Source organism: Candidatus Limimorpha avicola (assembly GCF_056978975.1).
Map to the genome: position 1 here is coordinate 18,660 of NZ_DBMCYK010000010.1, position 13,849 is coordinate 32,508.

Annotated in this window: 7 protein-coding genes; 3 read left to right on the forward strand and 4 right to left on the reverse strand. The window is 41.1% G+C overall.

Annotated elements, in window-relative coordinates; all coding sequences use genetic code 11:
* The first annotated feature begins 58 nt into the window (after positions 1–58).
* Together ACZOVS_RS06015 and ACZOVS_RS06020 are read left to right on the forward strand one after the other, a co-directional pair.
* On the forward strand, positions 59–1,543 hold the full coding sequence (locus tag ACZOVS_RS06015; protein ID WP_483996327.1) for a GWxTD domain-containing protein: 1,485 nt from the start codon (positions 59–61) through the stop codon (positions 1,541–1,543).
* A 116-nt stretch (positions 1,544–1,659) separates the two neighbouring features.
* Positions 1,660–2,679 (forward strand): glycosyltransferase family 2 protein, encoded by a 1,020-nt coding sequence (locus ACZOVS_RS06020; protein ID WP_483996328.1) that lies wholly within the window; start codon positions 1,660–1,662, stop codon positions 2,677–2,679.
* A gap of 6 nt (positions 2,680–2,685) precedes the next feature.
* On the opposite strand, the gene ACZOVS_RS06025 is transcribed toward ACZOVS_RS06020, so the two are convergent.
* Positions 2,686–3,111, reverse strand: coding sequence for a type II 3-dehydroquinate dehydratase (locus ACZOVS_RS06025; RefSeq protein ID WP_483996329.1), 426 nt, complete (start codon positions 3,109–3,111; stop codon positions 2,686–2,688).
* Positions 3,112–3,337: 226 nt separating this feature from the next.
* Between ACZOVS_RS06025 and ACZOVS_RS06030 the strand changes: the two genes are divergently transcribed.
* On the forward strand, positions 3,338–11,041 hold the full coding sequence (locus ACZOVS_RS06030) for a chitobiase/beta-hexosaminidase C-terminal domain-containing protein (protein WP_483996330.1): 7,704 nt from the start codon (positions 3,338–3,340) through the stop codon (positions 11,039–11,041).
* A 73-nt stretch (positions 11,042–11,114) separates the two neighbouring features.
* On the opposite strand, the gene ACZOVS_RS06035 is transcribed toward ACZOVS_RS06030, so the two are convergent.
* From ACZOVS_RS06035 to ACZOVS_RS06045, 3 genes are all read right to left on the reverse strand, one after another.
* On the reverse strand, positions 11,115–11,507 hold the full coding sequence (locus tag ACZOVS_RS06035; protein ID WP_483996331.1) for a hypothetical protein: 393 nt from the start codon (positions 11,505–11,507) through the stop codon (positions 11,115–11,117).
* 21 nt (positions 11,508–11,528) lie between these two features.
* A complete protein-coding gene (locus ACZOVS_RS06040; RefSeq protein ID WP_483996332.1) occupies positions 11,529–12,338 on the reverse strand; it encodes a hypothetical protein in 810 nt (269 codons plus the stop codon).
* Positions 12,339–12,530: 192 nt separating this feature from the next.
* Positions 12,531–13,727 (reverse strand): aminotransferase class I/II-fold pyridoxal phosphate-dependent enzyme, encoded by a 1,197-nt coding sequence (locus ACZOVS_RS06045; protein WP_483996333.1) that lies wholly within the window; start codon positions 13,725–13,727, stop codon positions 12,531–12,533.
* Positions 13,728–13,849 lie beyond the last annotated feature (122 nt).

The window sequence follows — 13,849 nt, forward strand, 5'->3', positions numbered from 1 at the left end:
TTTTTTTATTGCGATGTTAATTTTGCGTCGAAATAAGTATTTGCAACAACAGATAAAAATGAAAAGAGTATTTTTGATTTGTTTAATGGTATTGACAGGTCTTCAGTTGAAGGCGCAAGAAAAAAAAGTGTTGAACTCATATATCTCCTATGCTACATTCAATGTAACAGGAGAGAATCCTTATCAATATATAGAGACATATATAACATTCGACCGCGGAAGTCTCGTATATGTGAAAAATGCCGATGGTCAATATGAAGCTGAAATCAACATAACGTTATTGTTAAAACAAGGTGAAGCAATTAAGAACTTCGGTAAATACACCGTAAAAAGTCCGGTTGAAATCGATACGGCCAATATCAATGGATTTTTCCTGGATGCACAACGTTATATCCTTCCCAATGGGACCTATACTTTAGAGGTGACAATGGAAGATGTCAACAACAAGACAGAGAAACCGTTCACCATTGAAGACGAAGTGGTTGTAGATTTTCCCGACAACTTCTGCATTTCAAGTATATTGGGGTTGGAGAGTTATGCAAAAAGTGAGAAAGAAAGTGCCTGTACCAAAAATGGTTACGACTTAATACCCATGATAATGCCGTATTATCCGGAAAACATGAACAAACTCACATTTTATGCTGAGATATATAACGCCAAGAAGCAACTCGGAGAAGACGAGAAATATCTTTTAAACACATACATCAGTACTTTCGAGACTAATACCAAAGTCAATAATTTCGCATACGCCAAAAGGATGAATGCCAAAGACACCGAAGTCATCATCAACAGCATGGACATATCAGGACTTCCTTCAGGCAATTATTATCTCGTCCTCGAGGCACGCAACAGAAACAACGAAGTCATCGGTCTCAACCGTTTCTTCTTCCAAAGAAGCAACAACAACTATCAGATAGACCCTACAGCACTCGAATCCATCAACACGGAATATGTTTTCAGTGGGAGAATAAAAGACATAGATACCATAAGAGAATATATCAGAACGCTTTATGCCATCTCGTCTGAAGTGGAAAGACAATATGCCGAAAATCTTGTCAAGACCGACGATATTAGAACCATGCAACAGTTTTTCTATACGTTCTGGTCAAGCAGAAACCAGATAGATCCTGAAGAACAATGGAACGAATATTACAAACAGGTTCAAAGAGTCAACGCCTCATTTTCCACCTCCACCAAAAAAGGCTACAGGAGTGACAGAGGCATCGTATTCCTGAAATACGGAACGCCAGACAGAATAGTCGAAAGTTATAACGAACCGGGTGCTTATCCATACGAGATATGGCATTATTATACTCTCGGAAACCAGCGTAACAAGAAATTCGTGTTTATGACAAGAGACATAGTGACCAACGATTTCTACCAGATTCATTCAGACGCAGTGGGAGAATTGAGCAACTATCGCTGGTCCAACGAGATATATTTCAGAACATACGGAACATATTATGATTACAATGTCGATGGCACTGTAAATCCCAATTCTTACGGAGACAAAGCCGTTGATTATTACAATAATCCAAGGTAATTTTCAAAAAACATACCATACCACAAATACTTTTTTAAGAGGAGTTGTTTTTGATATAACTCCTCTTTTTTATTAAATTTTATAATATAAACTAAAAAAAACTTATCTTTGCACACATGAAAAAAATAGCAGTTGTAATATTGAACTATAACGGAAAAAAATTTCTCGAAAAGTTTTTGCCGGTTGTCTTGTCATACAGCACAGACATGGCAGAAGTCATAGTTGCAGACAACTGCTCCACCGATGATTCCGTTGATTTCATGAAACAGAATTTTCCCGATGTACGTCTTATCATTAACGAAAGCAACGGTGGTTTTTCTACAGGATACAACATGGCATTACGTCAGGTGGATACCGAATATTATGTACTTCTGAACTCCGACATAGAGGTGACGCCCAACTGGATAGAACCTGTTATTGCATTGATGGACAGCGATAGAAGCATAGCAGCATGTCAGCCAAAATTATTGTCATATCATAATAGAAACAAATTCGAATATGCAGGTGCTGCCGGAGGATACATAGACAAATACGGATATCCATTTTGTCGTGGACGTGTCTTTCAAAATTTAGAGACTGATGAAGGACAATATGATGATGTAAAAGAAGTATTCTGGGCTACGGGAGCATGTATGTTCGTACGGGCAGAATTATATCACAAATACGGAGGATTGGACGACAGTTTCTTTGCCCACATGGAGGAAATAGACTTCTGCTGGAGGATGAAGAACCTCGACTACAAGATAATGTATTGTCCCGATTCGACTGTATATCATATTGGAGGAGGCACCTTACCCAAAAGTTCGGCACGGAAGACATATCTCAACTTCCGCAACAACCTGTCACTGTTGATGAAAAACCTGCCGGACGGCACTGCCTTGGGCATTATTTTTTACAGGATATTGCTCGATTGGATTGCAGGATTGAAATTCATGTTCGAAGGCAGCATAGCAGATCTTTTTGCTGTCGTAAGAGCACATTTCAGTTTCTACAGACATCTGCCAAGACTCATACGCTGCCGTAAAACATTGAAGCACAAGAATGTCTCAATGATATACAAGAAAAATATAGTATTCAAACATTTCTTGGAGAAGAAAAAAAAGTTCAGTGAACTCAACGCCGAGGATTTTTCATAAAGAGAATCATTTATATCTATCTGCAATAATAGAAACAGCATCTGCATAGCCTTGCAGTCCTTTTCCAACCACAGATGCCACGGCAGCCTCAGCGACAAAAGAATGACGACGGTAGCTTTCCCTTTCATAAATATTGGAAATATGCACCTCTACTACAGGGACAGAGATGCAACGTACTGCATCGGCAAGAGCTATGGAAGTATGAGAATAACCACCGGGATTGAACACAATTCCGTCATAATGACCTTCAGCCTGCTGTATCACATCGATAAGCACCCCCTCATGATTGGATTGAACATAATCCATCTCATAATCGGGAAAAAGAGACTTCAAGACAACGAGGTAATCATCAAAAGTCTGAGAACCATATATTTGAGGTTCTCGTTTTCCCAACATATTAAGATTGGGACCATTCAACAGCAAAATTTTCATAAATATTTTTTGCAAAAATAACAAAAATAAGAAACCGGATAACAGACATATCAACAATTAAGAATAGAATTATTAAATAATATTATGATATTCAATAATTTATATATTCATAACAAACAAAATAATGTTAACAAATTTTAATATTTTTTTATTAAAAACGAAATATTTTTTTCTTAATTTTGTGACTCCATTTTCGGGAACGAATTAACATCATAATCAATTAAATATGAAAAAACTCAACTATTTAATCATGACATTCCTGCTGTTTGTTGCAGGATTTGGTTTAAATGCCGAGACCATGTCAAATGACAATGTTTCGTCAACAAAAGAAACCACAAGTCATAAGGAAATGGCAACATTTGCCGGTTATATTTCCAACAGAGAGAGTGTGACATTCACCAAGTTGGCAAATCACACAGATGTAACAGCAGAAGGCACCTACATGATAGTAGATGTCAATGGCGGTTATGCTCTTACGAGTGCCAACGGTTCTTCTTCGGCACCAACGGCAGTTTCTGTTGTAATTGAAAACAACACCATTCAAGGTGACATTGCTGCCGAACTGCAATGGAAATTCACTGCTGTAGAAGGCGGATACAAGATATCTCCATTGAACGACAACAGTGTTTTTCTATATTCTACCAATGACAACAATGGCGTCAGAGTAGGTGGCGGAGATGCCAATATCTGGACTTTAGACATCACAAATGCATCATCCCCTAACTACCACGGCTTCTTAAATAACGAATTCAACCGTTATTTAGGTGTGTATCTTCCTAATCCAGACTGGCGTACCTATACTTCAGTGCACAACAACATCAAGAACACACAAATTGAAATATTCGAGTTAAACGGCACTCCCACCCCTCCGGTAAGCACCGTAGCGACGCCGGTTTTCAGCCCTGCCGGCGGTGTCTATAACAGTGCACAGACAGTAACAATAACATGTGATACTGAGGATGCCTCCATATATTACACCCTTGACGGCAGCACTCCGACAGCATCAGGTACTTTATACAATTCTCCAATAACAGTATCCAACACTACCACTGTCAAAGCCATAGGTGTCAAGTCCGGCATGAACAACAGCAACGTGGCGACTGCCACATACGAGATTGTCACTTTACAATCCATTGCCGAAGTCAGGGCACTGAGCACGGGCAGCACAGCATCGGTACAAGGAATAGTGACACGTATAGACGGACGTAATGTCTTCATACAAGACGAGACGGCTGCCATAGACCTGTATCTCAACTACGGAACAGTGCCTTCATCACTTGCCATAGGCGATAAAGTCAACGCCACCGGTACAATAGCAGAGTTCAGAGGTCTTTTGGAACTCAGCAACATTGACGGAAACAACAGCAGCGAGTTCTCCATCATATCGAACAACAACACATTACCCCTCGCAACCAAGACAATAGCAGAAATAAACAGCGACTTCGCCGCAAACAATATGCTTCAGTCCACAAGAGTTCTTCTTGAGAATGTCACCACAGGAGCCATCAACTACTCAGGCAACACAAGCATCACTCAAGATGGCAACAGCGTCAATATCTACAGAATACCTCAAAAAGAAGGTCTTGCAGAAGGAGACAACATTGATGTAATAGCAATCATCGGTTGTTATAATGATCCACAACTGCTCGTAAATACAGCAGAAGACATCACTATCAATGTGTCATCCATAGCAATGACGCCATCAGAGTTAAGCGGTTTTGAATATAACGAAGGCGAGGGTCCTTCGGCAGCACAACAATTCGCTGTAACCGGCTCATTATTAAACGGGGACATCAATATCACAGTATCATCCGACTTTGAAGTCAGTATGACGGAAGGAGGGGCATACAACAGCAGTCTGACGTTAAGCCCGATCAGCGGCAGTGTCAACAGCACTTTATATGTCAGAATGAAAGCCGGGCTTGCCTCAGGAGAGCATACAGGGACAATAACTGCAACATATAACTCCTTAAATGAAAACATAACACTTGCAGGTAATGTCGTTGCTGCTTCTTCAACTCTGACATTCAACAGAATATCCAACCACACCGATGTAACGGCAGAAGGCATTTACATGATAGTCGATGTCAACGGCAGTTATGCTCTTACGAGTGCCAACGGTTCTTCTTCGACACCAACGGCAGTTTCTGTTGTAATTGAAAACAACACCATTCAAGGTGACATTGCTGCCGAACTGCAATGGAAATTCACTGCTGTAGAAGGCGGATACAAGATATCTCCATTGAACGACAACAGTGCATTTCTATATACTACAAATTCCAACAATGGCGTCAGAGTAGGTGGCGGAGATGCCAACATCTGGACTTTGGACGTCACAAATGCATCGACCCCTGACTACCACGGCTTCTTAAATAACGAATTCAACCGTTATTTGGGTGTGTATAACGGAAACGACTGGCGTACCTATACTTCAGTGCACAACAACATCAAGAACACGCAGATAGAAATTTTCATACTCGGTGATGTCCCTACACCACCGGTGCCATCAGTCGTAGCCACGCCTGAATTTTCTCCTGAAGGCGGCTTATATACCACAGAACAAAATGTTGCAATATCTTGTGCCACAGAAGGCGCTACTATTTATTACACCACCAACGGTGACGAGCCTACCACATCAAGCAGCGTTTACAACAACCCTATTGCTGTGACAACGACGACAACCATCAAGGCAATGGCTGTAAAAGATGGAATGGAAAACAGCGAAGTGGCTGTAGCGACATATACTTTCCCTACGCTTATAGACATAGCTGCTGCAAGAGTTCTCGACAACAACGAGACAGCATATATAGAAGGCGTCGTGACTTTCATCGACGGTCGTAACATCTACGTGCAGGACGAGACTGCTGCCATAGACTTGTATCTCAATAACAATACTGTACCTGAGACCTTGGCATTAGGCGATAAGGTGAGGGCTTTGGGTACCAAAACCGTTTATAATGGACTTGTCGAACTTACCGGCATAGACGGTACTGTGGAATCAGAATTCCGTATAGTATCGAGCGGCAACACCTTGCCTTTGGTTGTAAAAACAATAGCGGAACTTCTTGCAGACTTTGAAGCCGACAACATGTTACAAAGTACAAGAGTTCAAATAGTAGATGCCGTGATAGGTACTATCAACAATAACGGCAACACTATCATAACACAAGACGACAACGAAATGGTAATATATCGTTTGCCTGTAGTTGAGGGTCTGATGGAAGGTGACTTGGTGACCTTAACTGCTGTTGTCGGTTGCTTTAACAACATACAGTTAAGAGTCAACAGTGCCGATGATGTTACTTTCACGCATAATCCTTATATCTCAGTTACTCCAAATTCATTAAGCGGTTTTGAATATGTCGTAAACAACGGACCATCAGAGGAGAAGACATTCACTATGTCGGCATCATATCTTCATGGGTCAGTATCTGTTATAAGTCCTGAAAATTACGAAGTATCTTCCATGGGCGGCAACTTGTTCTATCATGAGAATCCACTTTTAATCAACACTTCATCAGGATATTTCAATAATCTCAACATCTATGTTAGACTCAAAGCCGGTCTTGAAACAGGAAGCTATCAGGAAAGAATAGCCATTGTGTCGGAGGACATAGATACCATTTATGTCAATGTCAACGGCAGTGTCAGCGACGGACAGGGCGGCAGCGAAGAATATCGCCGTATAGCGAGTGTGTCGGACCTCGGCAACAACGATAAAGTCGTATTTGCTGCAAGATACAACAGCGATGCCACAAGTTACTATGCCATGACGAATGAGACATCAGGGAAACCTGAGGGTGTTCTGTTTACGAGCACGACAAGCAGTGCCGACGAGGTGCTTCCTGCCGACATAAATAACAATATCGACAGTTATTTTTGGACAGCAACCATAGAAAACGGCAATTACATTTTTACCAATGCTGAAGGAGAAGTGTTGGGATACAGCAGCGGCACCAATTTCAGCACGGGAGGCGACAACACTCAATGGATCATAGCTTCCGGAGTGTCAGACCCTGCTGCCATGGTTCCTGACTATACGGCATTCTCCATCACAAACGCCAACGTCACCAACAGAGCATTTGCCATTAACACAAGTCATAATTTCGGTGCATATTCTACAACTAACATGACAGGAGGCAATGCCGGAGACTACAACTTCTTCATCGACATGTTCGTATTAAGTGAAGGCAGCGGCACCACCACCGTAGCGACGCCTACATTCAGTCCTGCGGGAGGTACCTATTACGAGCCTCAGACTGTCAGCATCAACTGCAACACAGAGGGCGCCACAATATACTATACCACCGACGGCACCGAACCTACTGTAGAAAGCAGCGTTTACAGCAGTCCTCTTGTCATTGCCAACAGTACCACCGTCAAGGCAATAGCATGCAAAGAAGGGATGGAAAACAGTAATGTGGCGACAGCGGAATACAACATTATGACAGGCGTAGTCACTATTTTCGATCAGGACTGGGAAGGCGAGATGAACGGATGGACATTTGTCAATGTAAGCGGTTCAGGCGAATGGTCCATAGCATCATATAACAACAACCATTATGCCTACATCAACGGTTATGACACCGGTGCCAACGTTGACTGGTGCATCTCTCCTGCTTTCAATCTCAACGAATACAGCAATACCGTCCTGACATTCATCACCGCCAAAAACTATACAGGTCCTGACTTGGAGGTGTATTTCTCCAACGATTACGACGGCAGCAATCCCGAGACTGCCACATGGACTCCATTGACATGCACACTCTCATCAGGTTCATGGACATGGACACCATCCGGTGACATATCATTAAACGGATTCAGCGGTAACAACTGTCATATAGGTTTCAAATATACTTCAACAGAAGAAAATCAAGCAGGTTGGGAAGTTGACGACTGTCTGCTCGTTGGCAGCACCACCAATCCTGTATTGACTGCAACGCCTAATGTTCTGAACGGATTCAGCTATATAGCAGGCAATGGTCCGTCAGCAGAACAGATGTTCAACATCAACGGCATGAATCTCACTGCCGGTGTCACAGTGACAGCATCGGAGAACTATGAGATTTCGCTCACAGCCGGTGAGTCATTCTCTGCACAGGAGAGCATCAGTATCACTCCTGAAAATGGCGCCATAAACAGCGACATTTATGTCAGACTTGCTGCAGGATTGAATGTTGGAACATACGAAGAAACGATAACGATAGCATCAGAAGACGTAAATAACGTTACAGTATCATGCAACGGCAGTGTCAATGAAGAAGGTGACGAATGGCACAGAATATATTCAGTATCTGAAATCAGCGACAACAGCCGTATCATCATTGCATCGCGTTATGATGCTTCTGTCAACGACGGATATTACGTCATGACTGCCGGCACGAGCGGCAAACCGGAAGGAGTGTTATGCAGCAGTATCACAAACAGCAACGGCGAGGTGTTGCCTTCGGAGATAACCGACAACGCCGAGACATATTGCTGGACTGTTACGATGTCAGACAATCAGTTCATACTCATCAACAGCAACGGTGACACTCTCGGTTACGGTGGCAGCGGCACCAACTTTGCAACAGGAGGAGAAAACATCTATTGGGATATAGACTTTGCCACAGCCGGCGATGCCGCCATGGTTCCCAACTATTCAGGATTCACCATCATAAACAGCAACTATGAAAGAGGCGTTGCTCAAAACGCATCGCACAACTTCGGTCCTTATTCTACACAGAATATCAACACTGCAGATTACAACTTCTACCAGGACATCTTCATCGAAGGACCGGGAGGAACACCTACTGTTGCGGCTCCTGTCTTCACTCCAGCCGCCGGCACATATTATGAAGTAATAGATGTTGAAATCACATGCAGCACAGAAGATGCCACCATATATTATACAACAGACGGCAGCGAACCGGATTCTACTTCTACTGAATATTCCGGCAGCATCACGGTTGATAACGACATGACTATAAAAGCCATTGCCTACAAAGAAGGCATGAACCACAGTAATGTCAGCACAGCCTCATATATAATTCGCGATAACATGGTGATAATATTCGACCAGGATTGGGAAAACGACTGGAACGGATGGACACAGGTCAGCATAGACGAATCCGAAAGCGAATGGACTATTGCCGAATACAACAACAACCATTATGCCTACGCCAACGCCTACAACCAGGGCGCCAATGAGGACTGGCTGTTGTCTCCTGCATTCAACTTGGATGAATATAGCGGAAGCAACATTATACTTACATTCACTAATGCCAAGAATTACACCGGTCCTGATGTAGAACTGCTGTTCTCCAACGACTATGACGGCAACGATCCGAACAATGCCACATGGACTCCATTATCATTCAACATGTCAACAGGAGGTTGGTCATGGGCTGAGTCCGGAGAGATAATGCTCAACGATTTCAGCGGCGACAACTGTTACATAGCATTCAAATACACCTCAACAGAGACTGAAGCTGCAGGTTGGGAGATCGACGACATCATGTTGATAGCCACCGACGGCAGCGCTCCTTATCTGACAGCAACCCCCAACACTTTATCCGGATTCACTTATCTTGAAGGTGAAGGACCATCCGAGACGCAAACATATACTCTCAGTGCCGGCAATTTGGAGGGCGAAGGCAATGTGACAGTGACGGCAGATGTAAATTACGAGATTTCCACAGACAATGAAGTCTTTGAAGACATGATAGAACTGCCCTACTCCAACGGCAGTATCAACGGACAACCGGTAAATATCTATGTACGTCTCAAAGCCGACTTGGCAATAGGAACATACGAAGGTGTGATAAGTCATGAATGCGGAGGCATCACCACCGAGGTGACATTGGAAGGCAACGTGACATCATCTGATGTACCTGTCATAAGCAACGAGACAGTACCATTATACATACAAGGCGCTTCCGGTACCAACAACAATCGTCTGCCTTACGCTTTCAATCTTACATTAAGCAATTTAGCAAGCAACACCACGTACCGTTATATCAACCAGGCTGTTACGAGCGACGATGGGGCTACAGCCAATGGTGCAGGCAACATCATATTCGTAGATACCGACGGTTTCTATCGTACTACAAGCCCAAGTCTCGAGACAGAAGGCAATTACGGAGAGTTCACCACTGACAGCAACGGCTCATATACGGGTTGGTTTATTTTGGAAGCCACAGCCAACGCCAGATTTACCCCCGGCAATCAGGTATATATGAGACTTCGTCTTAACGATGGCAATGACGGTACCACGGCAGTGACATATCTCACCACAGCATCATACGCCACAGTACTTGGCTTTGGCAATGAAAGCGATGAAACACAGGGTACTGCAGTATGGGCTACTTCTGATGATGCAGCCATGAGTTTCGTATTGTTGCACGATGACATAGACAGCAAAGGTCGCCCGATTTACGGAACAAGTGTAGAGTCCTGCGGTGTTGACTTCTCCAACATATCACAATACGCTACATTCTATAAAGACAATGTAGCAGGCGTTAACGGAGCATGGGGCGGCATAATACCTAATGTCAACGAAAACGGCATACAACGTATAACAGTATATGACATAGAGGGCGGATTGACCAATGAATACAGCACTCCTAACGGTGTCTGGGGAACCACCAATACTGTAAATCCGAATGGCGGTATCTCGTCACCTCTTCACATAGACTTGAGAAATCTCTCTGTGGAAGACAATATGTTTGACAATGTAAGAATTTATACCAACAGATATAATGTCGTCATTGAAAACAACAGCGGCAAGCTGCTGAATGCAGTGGTGTACAACATCTTGGGTCAACCTGTTGTTGCAGATGACATTGCTGTAGGCACCAACATTATCAAATATCAGTTCAACAGCGGCGCTTACATTGTGCGAATCAACGACAGCAAATCGATGAAAGCCACGAAGGTTATCATCAGATAAAACTGCCTTCATATAACATACAAAGAGGGGTGTCAGATTTCGATTTGACACCCCTCAAAGTTTTCGTATAAAATTATTTCTTATCTCGTTTTTTCTTTTTCTCTCGTTTATCATCATTATTTTTCATTTTATTTTTATCTGCAACGACTCTATCTGCCTTGACCTTGAAAGTTACACTTGAATTTACGAGTTTACCTACATCGGTTCTAAAGTCCCACATTATCATCTTTCCTTTCCCTGGTTCAATATTCTTTCCTACATCACCGCTTATATCTTTGATATCGATATATTTCTCATTATCAACATCGAGAGAAACCTGTAAAGTAATGTCTGAAGTCTTTTTCAAATCATACAATACATAAATGACAGTATCTTGCTCGTACACTCTAACGTTTTTAACATTTTGCGCCGACATCACACCAACAGTCATTGTCAATATCAACAAAGTAAAAAATCTCATATTCATATCTTCTAATTTTTAATTCGACTATTTCAATTCTACAGCATAAGCATCATGAATAATTATTTCAACATTCATATCACGATATACATAACTCAGCAATTCATCATTATAAGACAAGTTATACGAATTATCAGTATTTTTCAATGCTTTAATATCGGAAATGTAGTCTTCAACTCCTTTCATGCGAAGAAAACCGAGTTGAATATTATTAGTTATACCTGTACTTTCCGAAACAGACACCACAGCATCTTCTCCATTGACTTTTATTTTAACATTGTTAAAGACAGCATTTTTTTTATTATACGGCAATGCCATAACTGTTGTAGCTGCATCAGTAGTATATGTAATATTAATGGTGATTTTATTTCCATCAACTATATAATCTTTCAAATCTTTATTAAACATTTCATCAATAAAGTCACACAGCAGCCTGCAGGCTTCAGAATTTTTCAATCTATAATTATGAATATCATAATCATAATCATATAGCAGGCCTTTACTATTGATACCATTAGTTTTGTATGTGTAATTCATGACAAGATTCATTTCATCTTTACCGATATCATTTTTAGCCAAAACTATATCAGAATTCATTTCAAAATTGATAAAACCCGCCTTTTTGATTTTCTTTGGCATTTTGTCAGTATGTTTTTTCAACTGAGCTCTCCATTTTGCCAAATCAGTTTGGTTTAATTCTCTAATTTTTAACAACTTTTGTTCTTTGTTCTCATATTTTACAGCTATTGGTTTCGAAATCACCTCAGTATGATAATTTCCACAACCTGTTAATGCCAATGAAAACATAAACAGACCTAAAAACAGTTTACTCTTCATATCTTATTATTTATTCAAAACATTCTTAACATGCTGATGTAAAACACATCAAATTTAACATCCATAGTTTGCAATTTGCAAATATAAAAAAAATATTACAACAACAAAATTATATTTAATAATTTTAAAACATCAATAAAAAAAGTCCCGGTTAACAATGTCCGGGACTTTTTCAATATCTTAATTAACGAGTTATTTATTAGCTTCTTCCACAGATTGTTTAATAAGTTGGAAAGTTGCGTCTATATCGTTATCGAGACCTACAGAGAATCGGATAAGGCCTTCGCTCATACCCATTTCATGTTGCAATTCTTCCGGGACCTCTGAAGAAGTCGATTTACCTGAATTACTGAACAATGTCTTGAAATATCCAAGACTTACTGCAAGATAACCGACGCCTTTTTCCTGCATTATCTCCATGATACGACTTGCTTTTTCTGCGGTACCCATATCAATTGATATCATGCCACCATAGCCGTATCCGGGATTCATCATACTATTAAACAACTCATAATCAGGATGTTCCGGCAAACCCGGATAATTATATTTAAAACCGACCTCTTTAAAATGCTCGGCGAGATACATAGCATTGCGACCATGTTGCTGCATGCGTATATGCAAAGTATGCAAATTCTTAAGTATGCTTGTAGAACGCAGTGGATCAAGGACAGGACCCAACAACATGGCTGTACCATCATTAACATCTATCAATGAATTGATATAAGCAGCTGAACCGCATATTGCCCCTGCCACACAGTCGTTCTTACCATTGATAAACTTCGTCATACTATAAATAACGACATCAGCCCCAAGACGATAAGGTGAAAAAATCATAGGGGTAAAAGTGTTGTCAACCAATAATTTTGCACCTGCTGCATGTGCTATTTTTGACAACTCAGGGATATTGGCAATACGAAGCAACGGATTATTCATTGTTTCAGTATAGAGCACCTTGGTATTAGGACGAATGGCTTTCTTAACAGCATCGAGATTCTGGAAATTCACAAAAGTGACATCAATATTGAATTTCTTAAGATAATTGTTAAGGAAAGCAAATGTTCCGCCGTATGTCGTCATACTTGCAACTATATGGTCGCCAGTTTTCACTTCATGAAGGATAGCAGATGTTATGGCTGACATTCCCGAACCTGTAGCCCATGCAGATTCCGTCCCCTCCATAGCAGCCAAAGCCTTACACAATGCAAGATTGCTTGGATTCCAATGACGGGAATATAGAAAATAACCTTCTGTTTCACCATGAAAAGTATCTGTCATGGTTTTTGCTTTCTCAAACATAAATGTTGCACTGTCGCTTATAGAAGGATTGACACCGCGATATGCATCTTTTCCGTCCAATCTTTGGATGTTTGTTGCCGGATCGAATTTCATATTTTTATAATTTTAAGTTTATTATTCTGCTTGCAAAATTAAAACTTGTTGTTGAATAAACCAATCAATTTTAACATATTTTTAATCTCTAAAGAATAATTTTCAAATTATATTTGTTAAAA

Excerpts from the sequence above, each read along its gene's own strand:
- ACZOVS_RS06045 (WP_483996333.1), bottom strand. The coding sequence starts at position 13,727 with ATGAAATTCGATCCGGCAACAAACATCCAAAGATTGGACGGAAAAGAT.
- ACZOVS_RS06015 (WP_483996327.1), top strand. The coding sequence starts at position 59 with ATGAAAAGAGTATTTTTGATTTGTTTAATGGTATTGACAGGTCTTCAG.
- ACZOVS_RS06035 (WP_483996331.1), bottom strand. The coding sequence starts at position 11,507 with ATGAATATGAGATTTTTTACTTTGTTGATATTGACAATGACTGTTGGT.
- ACZOVS_RS06030 (WP_483996330.1), top strand. The coding sequence starts at position 3,338 with ATGAAAAAACTCAACTATTTAATCATGACATTCCTGCTGTTTGTTGCA.
- ACZOVS_RS06020 (WP_483996328.1), top strand. The coding sequence starts at position 1,660 with ATGAAAAAAATAGCAGTTGTAATATTGAACTATAACGGAAAAAAATTT.
- ACZOVS_RS06040 (WP_483996332.1), bottom strand. The coding sequence starts at position 12,338 with ATGAAGAGTAAACTGTTTTTAGGTCTGTTTATGTTTTCATTGGCATTA.
- ACZOVS_RS06025 (WP_483996329.1), bottom strand. The coding sequence starts at position 3,111 with ATGAAAATTTTGCTGTTGAATGGTCCCAATCTTAATATGTTGGGAAAA.